The sequence below is a fragment of the Nocardia sp. NPDC058480 genome (assembly GCF_042720495.1).
GTDB lineage: Bacteria > Actinomycetota > Actinomycetes > Mycobacteriales > Mycobacteriaceae > Nocardia.
Genome location: NZ_JBHXMN010000006.1, coordinates 310,536 through 324,300, shown reverse-complemented (window position 1 = coordinate 324,300; position 13,765 = coordinate 310,536). Strand labels below are relative to the sequence as shown.

General features: G+C 68.5%; 14 protein-coding genes. 5 read left to right on the top strand and 9 right to left on the bottom strand.

The features are described from left to right. Nucleotides 1-151: 151 nt before the first annotated feature. A complete protein-coding gene (locus tag ACFWO8_RS18005; protein ID WP_378951894.1) occupies nucleotides 152-1,267 on the top strand; it encodes a winged helix DNA-binding domain-containing protein in 1,116 nt (371 codons plus the stop codon). Nucleotides 1,268-1,304: 37 nt separating this feature from the next. Here ACFWO8_RS18005 and ACFWO8_RS18000 read toward each other — a convergent pair whose 3' ends face one another. From ACFWO8_RS18000 to ACFWO8_RS17990, 3 genes are all read right to left on the bottom strand, one after another. Then, nucleotides 1,305-2,069 (bottom strand): 2-phosphosulfolactate phosphatase, encoded by a 765-nt coding sequence (locus tag ACFWO8_RS18000; protein WP_378951891.1) that lies wholly within the window; start codon nucleotides 2,067-2,069, stop codon nucleotides 1,305-1,307. A gap of 80 nt (nucleotides 2,070-2,149) precedes the next feature. Further along, complete coding sequence (locus ACFWO8_RS17995; protein ID WP_378951888.1) at nucleotides 2,150-3,148, bottom strand: hypothetical protein; 999 nt, start codon at nucleotides 3,146-3,148, stop codon at nucleotides 2,150-2,152. Between the two features lie 36 nt (nucleotides 3,149-3,184). Further along, nucleotides 3,185-3,898, bottom strand: coding sequence for a glyoxalase (locus ACFWO8_RS17990; RefSeq protein ID WP_378951885.1), 714 nt, complete (start codon nucleotides 3,896-3,898; stop codon nucleotides 3,185-3,187). A 149-nt stretch (nucleotides 3,899-4,047) separates the two neighbouring features. Between ACFWO8_RS17990 and ACFWO8_RS17985 the strand changes: the two genes are divergently transcribed. Further along, nucleotides 4,048-4,428 carry a PPOX class F420-dependent oxidoreductase gene (locus tag ACFWO8_RS17985; RefSeq protein WP_378951882.1) on the top strand — a complete coding sequence of 127 codons (381 nt, stop codon included), beginning with the start codon at nucleotides 4,048-4,050 and terminating at the stop codon, nucleotides 4,426-4,428. 77 nt (nucleotides 4,429-4,505) lie between these two features. Beyond that, nucleotides 4,506-5,795, top strand: a complete 1,290-nt coding sequence (locus ACFWO8_RS17980; protein ID WP_378951879.1) for an acetyl-CoA C-acyltransferase — start codon at nucleotides 4,506-4,508, stop codon at nucleotides 5,793-5,795. A 6-nt stretch (nucleotides 5,796-5,801) separates the two neighbouring features. Here the strand turns inward: ACFWO8_RS17980 and ACFWO8_RS17975 are convergent, their stop codons facing one another. After that, nucleotides 5,802-6,212: a VOC family protein gene (locus ACFWO8_RS17975; protein WP_378951876.1), complete on the bottom strand. Its 411-nt coding sequence runs from the start codon at nucleotides 6,210-6,212 to the stop codon at nucleotides 5,802-5,804. Between the two features lie 12 nt (nucleotides 6,213-6,224). Continuing rightward, complete coding sequence (locus ACFWO8_RS17970) at nucleotides 6,225-6,932, bottom strand: MerR family DNA-binding transcriptional regulator (protein ID WP_378951873.1); 708 nt, start codon at nucleotides 6,930-6,932, stop codon at nucleotides 6,225-6,227. Between the two features lie 81 nt (nucleotides 6,933-7,013). Here ACFWO8_RS17970 and ACFWO8_RS17965 point away from each other — a divergent pair, with 81 nt between their 5' ends. After that, nucleotides 7,014-8,225: an erythromycin esterase family protein gene (locus ACFWO8_RS17965; RefSeq protein WP_378951870.1), complete on the top strand. Its 1,212-nt coding sequence runs from the start codon at nucleotides 7,014-7,016 to the stop codon at nucleotides 8,223-8,225. Nucleotides 8,226-8,250: 25 nt separating this feature from the next. Here ACFWO8_RS17965 and ACFWO8_RS17960 read toward each other — a convergent pair whose 3' ends face one another. The 3 genes from ACFWO8_RS17960 to ACFWO8_RS17950 all read right to left on the bottom strand — a co-directional run bounded on the left by ACFWO8_RS17960 (nucleotide 8,251) and on the right by ACFWO8_RS17950 (nucleotide 12,123). After that, nucleotides 8,251-9,075 carry an HAD family hydrolase gene (locus ACFWO8_RS17960; RefSeq protein ID WP_378951867.1) on the bottom strand — a complete coding sequence of 275 codons (825 nt, stop codon included), beginning with the start codon at nucleotides 9,073-9,075 and terminating at the stop codon, nucleotides 8,251-8,253. A gap of 130 nt (nucleotides 9,076-9,205) precedes the next feature. Beyond that, nucleotides 9,206-10,585 carry a metallopeptidase TldD-related protein gene (locus ACFWO8_RS17955; RefSeq protein ID WP_378952051.1) on the bottom strand — a complete coding sequence of 460 codons (1,380 nt, stop codon included), beginning with the start codon at nucleotides 10,583-10,585 and terminating at the stop codon, nucleotides 9,206-9,208. 8 nt (nucleotides 10,586-10,593) lie between these two features. Then, nucleotides 10,594-12,123 carry a TldD/PmbA family protein gene (locus ACFWO8_RS17950; RefSeq protein WP_378951864.1) on the bottom strand — a complete coding sequence of 510 codons (1,530 nt, stop codon included), beginning with the start codon at nucleotides 12,121-12,123 and terminating at the stop codon, nucleotides 10,594-10,596. 212 nt (nucleotides 12,124-12,335) lie between these two features. Between ACFWO8_RS17950 and ACFWO8_RS17945 the strand changes: the two genes are divergently transcribed. Continuing rightward, the gene (locus ACFWO8_RS17945) at nucleotides 12,336-12,986 is read left to right on the top strand and encodes a helix-turn-helix domain-containing protein (RefSeq protein WP_378951861.1); all 651 of its coding nucleotides are present in this window, start codon (nucleotides 12,336-12,338) and stop codon (nucleotides 12,984-12,986) included. Here ACFWO8_RS17945 and ACFWO8_RS17940 read toward each other — a convergent pair. Then, entirely contained in the window at nucleotides 12,983-13,750 is a 768-nt protein-coding gene (locus tag ACFWO8_RS17940; RefSeq protein ID WP_378951849.1) for a sulfite exporter TauE/SafE family protein, read from the bottom strand. The genes ACFWO8_RS17945 and ACFWO8_RS17940 overlap by 4 nt on opposite strands. Between the last annotated feature and the right edge of the window lie 15 nt (nucleotides 13,751-13,765).

Sequence of the window (13,765 nt, the reverse complement as noted above, 5' to 3'; positions counted from 1 at the left end):
CGGCGGGGCGCCCCCCCGGACGCCCCCGTTTTGTCGAGCGCCCACTGGCCAAATTACGGCGGTGCGGTGCGGTCGCCCGCGCCGGGCGGCGGGGGGGGGGGGGGGGGGGGGGCCCCCCCCCCCCCCCACTCGTGTCGAAAGGTTCTACTGAATGACGCAGGTACTCAGTCGCCGGGCGCTCAATCGCGCCACCCTCGATCGGCAGTTGCTGTTGCGCCGCTCCGAGTTGTCCGTCGTCGACGCGGTGCGGCACCTGGTCGGGCTGCAAGCCCAGACCCCCCACAGCTGGTACGTCGGATTGTGGTCACGGCTGGCCGGATTCGTCCCCGAACAAGCCGCCGAGCTGCTCACCGACCGCGAGCTGGTTCGCATTGCCTTGATGCGCTCGACGATTCACCTGGTCACCCCGGACGACGCCGGTGCGCTGCGTCCACTGATCCAACCTGTCCTGGATCGTGATCTCTACCGCAACCACACGCACGGCAAGCCCATCGAGGGCATCGACATGGCGAAACTGATGGCCGACGGTGTCGAGCTGCTCGCCCCGGAACCGTTGACCAACAAGCAACTCGGCACACTGCTCGGTAGGCGATGGCCGGACCGCGCGCCCGCCTCGCTGGTCTACGCCATCCGCAACCAGGTGCCCCTGGTACAGGTGCCGCCACGCGGCGTCTGGGGCCGCAGCGGGCCGATCGCGCACACCACCGCCGACGCGTGGATCGGCACCGACCACACCATTGTCCCTTCGCTCGAGCGCATGATCCTGCGCTACCTGGCCGCCTTCGGCCCCGCCAGTGTGAAAGACATGCAGATGTGGTCCGGCCTCACCCGACTGCGCGAGATTGTCGACCGGATACGGCCGAACTTGAAGACTTTTCAGGATCAACACGGCCAGCAGCTGTTCGATCTACCCGATGCGGTGCTCCAGGACTCCGACACTCCGGCACCGCCGAGGTTTCTGTACGACTTCGACAACGTCTTGCTCTCCCACGCGGACCGCACCCGTGTGATCACCGAGGAGCACGGCGAGCAGGGGTACCGCACCCAGCGCCCCGTTCCGCAGATCCTGCTGGTCGACGGATTCACCGCAGGCGACTGGACGATCAACCGGGACAACGGATCCGCGACGATCACCATCCGCCCCTATAGCCGGCCGTTCAGCACACACGATGCGGCCGCCGTCACCGAAGAGGCGCACGCGTTGCTGACATTCACCGACCCTGACATCGAGACCCGCAACGTCGTCCTCGACGGTCCCCGTCCGTGATCGGGCGGTTGCGCGCGAGATGGCATCCGGTCCATCGCTATCCGGATCTGTGGTCGACGAAGGCGTTGTCGGTGAGAACGGGAACGGTGCTATCGGCATCCCGTTCGATCGCGATGGCCACATCATCGGCGAAACCCATCGCGGCGAGTTCGCGGCCCGACGCACAGTCGGTGATCAGGGCGCCGACATCGGATGTTCCAACGAATACGGTTGCCGCCGTGCGTGCTTCGGGCGACGGCGTAGTCAGGCCGCGCTCGATCAGCGCGGCGGCGAGCGCACCGGCACCGAGCCAGTCCTCGAGCGCCGGACGCACAGTATCGGTGCCCGGCCAGTGCTCGCCCGCCGGGACGATCACGATCGGCTGATCGGGACTACCCCACTGCTGAGCCACGAGCCAGTCGGCGACCGCGCTGACATTGCGCAGACAAGCGGCGACGACCGGGGTCCCCGCGACGGTGGCGGCGATGGTGGAGCCGTTGGGTGAGGGCAGTACCAGCCGCGGCGTGAACGGTGCACGCCGGATCGCCGCCGGAGACAACGACCACGGACCGGTCTCCCGCCGTCCGACGGCGAGTTCGGCGGAGTTCTCCTCGGCAAACGCCCGCGCCGAATCATCGCGCCATCGATACGGGAACACCGTGGTGCCCGCGGCGGTAGCCACCGACACCGACGTCGTGAACGACAACACATCGATCACCACGAGGCACCCAGCGCCGGGCCCGAGTACCTCTGCCCCGACCAGCCCCCACTCCACCCGAATTCCGAACCCGTCCTGCCGTGCCCACTGCGGTGCCGATCGCACGCTGACCTCCCGATAGCCGAATCTGGAAGTGCACCACGGATATCGACGGCACGCCACCGCTGGTCTCCTGGCCGAGGTGTTCAGCGGAGATAGGACGGAGTGAGGTCGAGCATGGAGGGTGGGCGGAGGCGGCGGAGGGTGCCGTCGATGCTGGTGATGTAGAGGGACCAGGCGCCGGTGGTGGGGTCGGGGGCCAGGCGGGCTGAGGTGGGGCCGATGGGGGGTGGGCCGGGGAGTGGGCCTCGCGGGGTGGTCCAGCCGGTGGCGAGGGTGCACCAGGCGCCCGTTGCCGGGTCTACCTGGTAGACGCTGCCGGAGTAGTCGCCGGTGACGAAGGTGAGCCCGGCGGCGGTCACGTCGAGGTCGTCGAGTGCGGGGAAGAGGCCGTCGTTCACGGTGGCGATGGGGGTGGGGCGGTCGGGGGCGTCGAGCGGGACCCGCAGGAGTTGGGAGGTGAGGACATCCTCGGTGATGACCGACCGGTGGTCGGGGGCGAGCGCGAGGCCGTTGGGGCGGGGAACGGGGGACCAGGCGAGGGTGAATTCGCCGGTGCTGGGGCGGTAGCGGCTGATGCCGACCGGAGGCCAGGGGACGGAGAGTTGGGAGATGAGCAGGTCGCCGTCGGGGAGCAGGAGCAATCCGTTGGGCTGCACCAGGTTCGGAAGCAGGACGGTGACTTCGCCGGTGCCGATGTCGAGTCGGCTCAGGGTGCCGCCGCCGTTCGGTGTGGTGCCGTCGCCGGTGATGAAGTAGAGGTCCTCGCCGATCAGTCGCAGCCCGGCGGGGTTATCCAGGCCGGTGCGGACGGTGGTGACCTGCCCGTCGGCGGCAACATGCAGGAGCTCGCCGCGCACGATGCCGCTCACGTAGAAGCCGCCGCGGCCGTCGTATTCGAGATTTTCCAAGCCGCCGAGATCGGCCGCCAGCACCTCGGCGTACCAACCGTCGGCGCACGACGGCGCACCGGCCTGTGCGGTACCCATCGGGCCGATCCCGAGGGCGGCGGCGACCGTGATTGCTGCTGCGAGACAACGGGTCCGCCGCCGACGGGTGGTGAGTTCATTCGATCGACCGCGCATGGTCGAAGCCTACTGCTCGACCGAGCAGGTGGCCGTTCAGTCGGTTACGGTGCGCAAGGCAGCGAGCAGATCGGAGGCATCGGCAGCGATCGCCGCGCGCTCCTCGGCGGTCAGTTCGACGGTGTCGAGTTCGGATTTCCAGTGCGCGAGCCGGTCGGTGTCCTCGGCGACGACGGCGAGCTCGGCGAGGGCAGCGTAGGCGCGGGCCCGGTCGAGCGCGGTCGCGGTGGCGCCGAAGCGGTGCAAGCCGGCTTCCATGGCGCGCGTCGCCGCGCGGTCGTCGTTCTTGAAATCGCGCAGGATGCGGGCATTGTCGAGAACCCGGGCCAGGCCTTGCAGCTCGCGCGAGCCGCCGTAGTCGAGTTCCATCGGCTCGTCGCGCTGGATCACCAGGACCGTGTTGCCGACCGGGTCGACCAGGGAGAACCGGGATTGACCAGGGCGGAACCTGGTGATCCGCGGACAACCCTTGCTCGGAATCTTGCCGTAATGGGCGCGCAATGCGGCGGTGTACTCGGCATGGCGCGCGGCCACGTCATCGACCATTACCAGCGCGCCCGCATGCTCCACCGGCAGCTCGATGCCCGGCGGAGCGGGTGCGAAATGCAGGGCGCAGCCGTGTTGTTCGATCGCGCCGTACACATAGGGGCGGGTTTGCTCGTGGGTCACGGTGTAGCCGAGCGCCCGGTAGAACTCGAGGGTGCTCGGCAGGTCGCCGCTCCACAGCAGGGGCACCGCGGTATCGGTCATCGTCGGCCTTTCGCCAGAGAGTCGATTCGCCTGCGAGGTTACGAAGAATTTCGCGAAAGCGCCCATGCCCTTTTCGGTCACCCGCGCCTTCTCCGAAGGCCATGTGCGGCTGCGGACCGGCTCGCGTCCGCGACCCTTAAGCTGTGGGCATGACGAACCGCCTCGGCGAACTGGCGACCGCGAACTACGTACTACTCACCACCTTCCGCAAGGACGGCACTCCCGTGGGAACGCCGCTCTGGGCGGTGGCTCGCGAGGACAAACTGCTTGTCTGGACGGTCACCGACAGCTGGAAGGTCAAGCGGGTCCGGCGCAACCCCGAGGTGACGGTGCAACCCTGCAATGTGCGCGGGGACGCGCACGGTGCCATCGTGACCGGCACCGCCCGGCTGCTCGACGCCGCCGAGACCGACGAGCTCCGGTCGGCGATCCGCCGGAAATACTGGCTGACCGGCCCGCTCGTGATCCTCGGCAGCAACCTGCGCCGGGGCAAGGCGGGCACGATCGGTATCGAGATCACTCCCGCCTGACTTGCGCTGATCCCATAGGTAGAACCGCCGGTATCGGATACTGTGGTTGCTCGGCAGCATTTGGCGAAGGGATCCACATGGCCGACAAACGCAACCGAGCCGTCATCGTCGCGGGAGCACGGACCCCGTTCGTGCGCGCGTTCACCGACTTCACCCGCCTCGACAGCATCGCCCTCGCCGGCGCGGCCGTCCGCGGGCTGATCGAGCGGACTCAGATCGCGCCGGGCGAGATCCAGTCCATCGTCTGGGGCGGGGTGGTCCTGCCGAGTCATGCGCCGAATATCGCGCGGGAGATCGCCCTCGACCTGAACCTGGACTTCGGTTGCGAGGGGTACACGGTCACCCGCGCGTGCGCGTCCGGTTTGCAGGCGGTGACTTCGGCAGCCGCGGCGATCGAACGCGGCGAGTACGACATCATGATCGCCGGTGGTAGCGATTCCACCAGTAACGCCGAGATCAAACTGCCGCAGAAGGTCGTGCACGCGGTCGCGCCGGTGGCACTCGGCAAGCCCAAGCCGATGGACTACCTCGATGTGGTCCGACAGCTCGCGCCGTTCACCGACATCTTGCCGCGCCAGCCCAAGATCTCCGAGCGCACCACCGGCGAGGTGATGGGCGAGTCCGCGGAGAAGATGGCCCGCATCAACGGGATCTCCCGCGCTGATCAGGACGCGTTCGCCGCCCGCTCGCACCAGCGTGCCGCGGCCGCGATCGCGTCGGGACGATTCGACGACGAGGTCGTGCCGGTCGCCACGCCGTCGGGCACGCTGATCGAGACCGACGGACTCGTCCGCGCGAACACGAGCATCGAGAAACTCGCCACCCTGAAACCGGTGTTCGAGAAGAACGGCACGGTCACCGCGGGCAATGCCAGCCCGCTCACCGACGGTGCGTCGGCGGTCCTGCTGATGAGCGAGGAGAAGGCGCGCGCCCTCGGGTTCACCCCGCAGGCCGCCTTCCGTTCATGGAGCTTCGTCAGCGTCGACCCCGCCGACCAGGTACTCATCGGCCCCGCGATCTCGATGCCGCGCGCCCTCGACAAAGCGGGCATGACCCTGGCCGACATCGACCTCGTCGACATCCACGAAGCCTTTGCCGCCCAGACTCTTTCGGTGCTGCGCATGCTGGAGAGCGCCGAGTGGGCCAAGGCTCGCCTCGACCGCGACGAGCCGGTCGGCACCGTGGATATCGACAAGCTGAACGTGCACGGCGGCTCGATCTCCCTGGGCCACCCGTTCGGCGCGACCGGTGCCCGCATGGTCACCACCATGGCCAACGAGTTGGCGCGCACCGGGAAAGAGACTGCGCTGCTGGGGATTTGCGCGGCCGGCGGGATCGGCGCGTCGGCGGTGCTCGAACGCGTCTAGCGGAGGTCAGGCGGGCGCACCGGGGCGGGGACGGTGCGCCCGGACGTCCACGGGACGTCCGTCGGGGTCGTCTGCGGTCATCGTCCACTGCGTGGGCAGGGTTTCGATCGGGCCGACCGGGAGGCCCGCCTCCACGAGGCGATCGCGAACCTCGCGCAGTTGTTCCCGCGTCCTCAGACGCAAACCCCATCCCGCGCGGCCGAGTGGATCGCGATCGGTGAGCGGCGCGGTCGTGGACTCCACGAGCATCAGGTGGTCGGCGCCGCCGACATCGATGACGGCGATCCGCGGATCGGCCGGGGTAGCAGCCCGCTCGAAAGCCAGTGTCGCGCCGAGATATTCGGTGTAGTAACGCACGAGCCTGTCGAGATCGGCGGTGGTGAGCGTCAGATGATTGATTCCGAGGAGGTCAGGCATGGTCGTTCCAGACTAGCGGCGTAGCGCGGCGGAATATCGGCTCAGCGCGGCGGCGGCATCGAGCATGGCGAGGCCCTGGGCGGTGAGGGTGGCTTGCCAGTCGGTGAGTGCGGCCGCCAGCGCTTCGGTGCTGCCGGCGGCGCGGATCTGGCCGATGACGGCGGCGATGTGGTCGAGGCGGTAGTGGCCTCGGCGCAGGATGTGGGCCAGTTCGGCGTCGCGGAGGTCGGTGGGGCCGTAGTGGCGGTAGCCGGTGGCGGGGTCGCGGGTGGGCGTGAGGATGCCGGCTGCTTCCCAGGCTCGCACGGTGGCGGGGGTGACTCGGAGGTGGTGGGCGAGTTCGCCGATCGTTCTGGTGTTCTCGGAAAGTTCTGTGCGAGAGCTCGATTCGTCGATGAGGTGATCTACCGCTCGGCGGACCGAGGTGAGGGTCTCGCGGTCTCGGAGGAGTTGGCTGTGCCCGCGGTCGACGATCGTGAGGGCCTTGTCGAGGTCGTTCTCGTGGAGTGCGCGCATGATGCTGCCCGCAGTCGCGTGGCCGTAGGCGGTGATCAGGGTGAGGAAGGTGCGCAGCGCGCTCGCGTGCAGGTCGGTGTAGATCCGGTAGCCGGTGGGGGAGCGCTCGGCCGGAGGGAGGTAACCGTCCTGCTCGTAGTTGCGGATCGCCTGGGTCGAGAGGCCGTGCTCGCGGGCCAGGTCGGATGGTCTCAGGTTTCTCACTGGTTTGAGACTTTACGGGAGGAATGACAGAAGAATCCAGGTCATGTCTCCACCGTTGTTTCAACGATACGATTGATACACATGACTCAGAGAATGAGCGACTTCGTCCCTTCCTCCTGTGAACTGCTGGCGCTGGGGGAACCCGCCCACCGCGAACCCGGTTTCGCGCTGCTCCGCAACGAGCTGTTCGCCCAGTTGGCCGAGCACGGATTCCGCTCGATCGCCCTGGAATCCGATCGTGTCGCCGCCCTCGCCGTGAACGACTACGTGCGCGGCGGGCCGGGCAGCCTCGACGACGTGCTGCGGTCAGGCTTGTCGCACGGCTTCGGCGAGATGGCGGCCAACCGTGAACTGGTCGCCTGGCTCCGCACGTACAACGCGGAGCGGCCCGCCGCCGAGCACGTCACCTTCCACGGTTTCGACGCCGCCATGGAAACCATGAGCGCCCCCAGCCCGCGCCGCTACCTCGAATTCGCCCGCGACTATCTGGAGCTCGACCTCGACATCACCGACCTCGTCGGTGAGGACGAGCGATGGAGCCGCACCGAGGCGATCATGGATCCGGCCGAATCCCCGGGCGCCACCGTCGAGGCGGATCGAGTGCGGGTGCTGGCCGACGACCTACTCGTCACCATGTACTCCCGGGCGCCGGAACGGATCGCGGTCACCTCGTACGCCGAATGGCGCAGGGCCGCAATCCATCTCACAGCGGCACTGGGGCTGCTGCGCTATCACAGGCAGGCCGCGCAGCCGCTGGACGCGTCGGCACGCTGGTCTCGGCTCTCGGCCACCCGCGACGCCCTCATGGCCCAGAACCTCCTGGATATCCGCACCGGCGAAGCCCGCCGCGGGCCGACCGTGGTCTTCGCGCACAATCTGCATCTGCGCCGCACCCCGAGCAGCATGCGAATGGGCCCGATGGACCTGACCTGGGCTGGTGCGGGGGAGATCGTCGGCGCACTCCTGGGTGACCGGTACGCGGTGGTGCTCGGCAGCCTCGGCCGCAGTGACATCCTCGCCCTCGGTGACCCCGCGCCGGGTACCTACGAACGCGCGCTGCAGGACGGCATCGAGACCTGGGGACTCACCCCCGCATCCGCCGTCGCGGTCGCCGGAACCCGCACCGATACGACTCCGGCGCAGGGCTACTTTCCGCTCGATGCCGACACTGTCGCCGGCGCCGACGCCATTCTGCACCTGAGCGTGGGCGAGCCGTCGTCCGACAACGGCTACGAGCGGTACCTCGATCACGCGCGCCGCGAGGCCGCTCAGGCCATGGCGGCCCGGTCGTAGTGAGCGCGCGCCGCGCCGGCGTCGGTCAGATCGCGGTGTCGCGCACCAATTCCTCCAGGTAGGAGGCGACACCGTCGTCGTCGTTGGTCGGGAGCACCCGGTCGGCGAGCGCGATGACCTCGGGTGCCGCGTTGGCCGGAACCAGCGCGGTACCCGCCCACGTCAGCATGGCCACATCGTTGAGCGCGTCGCCCGCGGCCGCCACCTCCGACCGGTCGATGCCGTCGAGCGCGCACAATCGGGCCAGGGCGCTGGCCTTCGACACGCCTTCGGCGGCCATCTCCATATACGCGGCACCGGAGTGGGTCAGTTCCACTCCGGTGATCCCGACCGCCACCGCCGTCCGGTACAGCTGCGCGCCGGGTAGCTCGGGATGACGGGCCACGATCTTCACCATCGCTTCGAGGCCGGTCGGCAAGGTCTCCGACAACTCCATGTCGTGCGGGTGCCGGTGATGATCGGTGAACTTGCACAGGGCGGCGTAGGCGGGCTCGGCGACGAACCGGGTCGCGCCGACGTTGGCGAAGACGACACCGGGAATCAGGTCGCGGATCTGCGCCATCACCGCGCCCGCCGCGCCGGTATCGATCGAGACGGTGTCGATGATCTCCGGTGTGCCGTCGGCGAGGTCGAGCAGCACAGCACCGTTGGCGCACACCGCCTTACCGCGGAAACCGCACGACTGCGCCAACTCGTGCACCGAATGGCGCGCACGCGCCGTCGCCCACACCACCTCGATGCCCGCCGCTTGCGCACCGGCCATGGCCTCGGCGGTGCGCGGTGCGACGGTGCGATCGGAACGCAGCAGTGTGCCGTCGAGGTCGGTGGCGAACATCCGGATACGAGTCACCCGGTCATGCTTTCACGCGCCGCGCCGCCGACCAGGACGGGTCGGGTCGGCCGTCGAGACGGGTTGGACCTCTCTCCGCCTTCGTGCCGGCAAGGCGCGAAGGCTGCCGATCGTTGCGTGCCTGTGCCCGCTAGGTCGCTTGGCTCACCGAGGACATGTGAAAGTCGGGGATGCGCAGTGGTGGCATCGCGGTTCGGGTGAACCAGTCCTTCCATTCCCGGGGCAGGGTGATCTCGGTGGCACCCGCTTCCGAAACTCTGCGCAGCAGGTCGAGCGGACTCTCGTTGAAGCGGAAATTGTTGACCGCGCCGGTCACCTGACCGTCCTCGACGAGGTAGACACCGTCGCGGGTGAGGCCGGTGAGGAGCAGGGTGGCGGGGTCGACCTCGCGGATATACCAGAGGCACGTGAGGAGCAGGCCACGCTCGGTGCGGGCGATCATGTCGTCCAGCGACGCGTCTCCGCCACCGGTGAGCAGCAGATTCTCACCGGGAATCGTTGCGGGGGCGGAGAATTCGGCTGCGGTCGCGCGCGGATAGACCAGCGATTCGATGACGCCTTCGCCGATCCAGTCGACACGCTGGGCGGACAGACCGTTGTCGAACACCGACAGCGATTCCGACGACGACGGAGTCGCCACGAACGGCCGGTATTCGAGACCGCCGGCAGTCGGGTCGGAGTACAGGGTGAGCGGAATGTCGCTGAGCCGCTCACCGATTCGTGTGCCACCGGCGCGGGAGAACGCGGTGTGGCCCTCGTGCGCGCCACGGCCCTCCATGCTCCACGCCAGATAGATCATCAGATCGGCGACCGACGACGGCGGCAACAGGGTCTCGTAGCGGCCGGCGGGCAGTTCGATGCGGCGCTTGGACCAGTCCAGGCGCCGCGACAGCTCGGTGAGCAGGCCCGGGGTGTCGACGTCGGTGAAATCGGCGGTGCCGACACCCACCCACGCGCTCGCCAGATCCTTGCCCTCGCCGCGCTTGCCGTTGACCTCCACCGAACCGGTGGGCTGACTGAACCGGCGCCGGACACCGGTCGAGGTGCCCAACCAGGTGGTGTGCACCTGGTGGTGGGCGAAACCGTAGAGGCGGTCGCTGCCGTCGAATCCGGTGGACAGGTCGCGCGCCAACCCGGCGAACACCTCGATCTCGGTGGCGCCGGGCGCCTGATCCCAGGTGGCGGTGTCGTCGTCGGTGGGTTCGAGCAACGGCATCGCGTCGCGGGCCGGGGCGGCGGTGCGAGCTGCCTCCTCACTGGCACGCACCACGGCTTCGATCTCGGTGGGATCGACGCTGGTGGAGCTGATGGAGCCGACCCGCGCGGTGTTCGGGCCGTCCCGGAACACCGAGATCACCGCCCACTCCCGTGAAATCGACGAACCGTTGGTGGTCATCGAGTTGCCGGCCCACCGCAGCGACGCCTCGTGCGCATCGGTGACGATCACGATCGCCTCGTCGGCTTTCGACGCCGCCAGCGCACGCTCGACCACCGCGCCCGCCGGGAACAGACCCTCGTTCACTGACCGCCCTCCGTCCGGGTATTGAGAATGTTGACCCCGCGCACCAGCACCGACGGGCAGCCGTGGCTCACCGCCGCCACCTGACCGGGTTGTGCCTTACCGCAGTTGAACGCGCCACCGAGCTGCCAGGTGCTCGGTCCGCCGACCGCTTCCATCGACCCCCAGAAATCGGTGGTCGTCGCCTGGTAGGCGACATCGCGCAGTTGCCCGGCCAGCTCGCCGTCGCGAATGCGAAAGAATCGTTGGCCGGTGAACTGGAAGTTGTAGCGCTGCATGTCGATCGACCAGCTCTTGTCGCCCATGATGTAGATGCCGTCCTGCACCCGGGAGATGAGTTCCGCGGTACTGGTGTCATGGTCGGGATCGGGCTGCAACGACACGTTCGCCATCCGCTGGATCGGAACATGGTGCGGCGAATCGGCATACGAGCAACCGTTGGAGCGGTCGAGGCCAAGCCGTGGGGCGAACACACGGTCGAGCTGGTAGCCGACCAGGACGCCGTCGCGCACCAGATCCCACTGCTGGCCGGCCACGCCCTCGTCGTCGTAACCGACAGTGCTCAGGCCGTTGACCTGGGTGCGGTCACCGGTGACGTGCATGATCGGCGTGCCGTAGCGCAGCGTGCCGAGCTGATCGGGAGTCGCGAACGAGGTACCCGCATAGGCGGATTCGTAGCCGATCGCGCGGTCGTATTCGGTGGCATGGCCGATGGATTCGTGGATCGTCAGCCACAGGTTCGTCGGGTCGATCACCAGATCGGTCGGGCCCGCGACGACGCCGGGCGCCTTCACCTTCTCGGCCAGCCAGGCGGGGATCCGGGCGAGTTCGCCGGTCCAGTCCCACGTTCCGTCGGCACCGGTGACGTACTCCCAGCCGCGGCCCGCGGGCGCGGCGAGCGTGCGCATCGTCTCGAACACCCCCGAGGCGGAATCGACGGTGACAGCCTCCAACTGGGGGTGCAGGCGCACTCGCTGCTGGGTGATCGACGAACCCGCGGTGTCGGCGTAGAACGTCTGCTCCTTGACCTGCAAGACCGAGGCGGTGACATGGTCGACACCATCGGCCGCGGACAAGCGCTCCGAATAGTCCTGCAGCAGCGCCACTTTGTCGGCCGTCGGCACCGTGAACGGGTCGAGGTCGTAGGCCGAGACCCACGAGACATCGTCATAGCGTGGCTCGTCGGCCAACTCGACTCGTTCCCGATTCAGCGAACGCAGCGCCCTTGCCACGGTCACCGCCCGGCGCGCGACCTCGGCGGCGATCTCGGGTATGAGCGCGGCATGCGAGGCGAAACCCCAGGTGCCGTCCACGATCACGCGCACCGCCAGCCCCAGTTCGGTGGCGTCGGTGACCGCTTCGACGCGACCGTCGCGTAAGCGGATCGACTGGGTGACCAACCGTTGCACGCGCAGATCGGCATGCTCGGCGCCGGCCGCGCGCGCCGCCGACAGCGCGGCCTCGGCCAGACTGCCGAGCCCGAGCGCGCGGAATTCCTCGTCCACATCTCTGGAAGTCGTGGTACTCACCGGACCTACGCTAACCGGTGCCACCGACACATGTGCGCCGCAACCACATCCGGCTACGTCATGTCGGTCGATACATCCGCTGCTCGCCTGCATGTCGTGCAAGGACGCTCCGTGCGATTGTGTGCGAAAAGCCGCGTCCGGCAGCCGTTGCCGTGACGCGCGGACTGCGGTCCTCCCGCGAGCGGTGCCGGAAATGCCGTAGGGTGCCCGCCGTGCCGCCATCTGCCCTGCGCGATCGAAAAAGGGAACGAACCCGACGTGCGATCCTCGTGGCCGCCGTCGAATTGTTCGAGGCCAGAGGGTATGAGGAAACGACCGTTGCCGACATCGCGGCCGAGGCCGAGGTCGGCACCCGGACCTTCTTCAACTACTTCGCGAGCAAAGAAGAACTGCTCTTCCCCGAGAGCGACGAACGGGTGCGCGCGGCGGTCGCCGCCATCGCCACCCGACGGCCCGGTGAGCGACCGGTGGAGGTGTTGCTGCGGGCACTGCGCGCCGCGGGCGACAACCCCGGCGAACACCTCGTCGACGACATCAGCTCGCGAGTGGCCGCGCTGCGGGCGCGGGTCTCGCGGACTGTCCCCTCGGTGAGCGGTCGCGCCGCGCACGCGCAACTGGTCGCGCAGCGCGAGATCGCGCACCAGTTGCATATCGCGTTCCCGCACGAACTCGACGAGGTCGGCGCCGCGGCGCTGGTCGGTGCCGTGGTCGGCGCGGTGTCGGGCGCGCTGACCGTGCTGTTCCAGCAGCCTCAGCACGGCATCGACGACGGTGAACGACTACATCGCAAGATCCACGAGACCACCTCGCGGGTCCTGCAGCCCTGGCTCGCCGCCGCCGCGCCACCCGAACCGGTGCACTAACCGAACTGCTGCCACCCCAGGCGGATCACCATCACCACCACGACGACCAGCAACACGATCCGGACGAACCCGGCGCCCCTGGCCAAGGCCATCCGCGAACCGATCAGCGCACCGGCGACATTCGCCACCGCCATGCCCGCGCCGAGACCCCACAGGATGTGGCCGGTCGAGCCGAGGAACAGCAGCGCACCCACGTTCGACCCGCAATTGATCACCTTCGCCATCGCCGCCGCGCGCACGAACTCGGTGCCGAGCAGTGTCGCGAAGGTGATGATCAGGAAGGTGCCGGTCCCTGGTCCGAGCAGCCCGTCATAGAGGCCGATCAGACCGGCGGCGAGGCCGACCACCAGGATCACCTTGCGCCGCGTCGGTGGATGGGTGGCCATCGTCATGCCGATCGACGGTCGCATGGTCACGAACACTGCGACCCCGACGAGCACCACCATCACCAGTGGGATGAACAGGTCGCGGTCGATCAGCGACACCGCCGCCGCACCGCACGCGGCCGTGATCGCGGCGATCACCGCAGCGGGCAGCAGCACCTTCCACTGCATCGGCACCTTGCGCGCGAAGGTCGCCACCGCGGTCGCGGTGCCTGCGAGGGAGGCGAGCTTGTTGGTGCCGAGCGCGGTCTGCGGTGTGATGCCGGGGACGACGAGGAACAGCGTCGGCAGAATGATCAGCCCACCGCCGCCGACCACGGCATCGACCCAGCCCGCCGCCGCCGCGGCCACCAGCAGGACCGTCCAGTCTCCGAGTTGCACACGTCCAGGCAATCA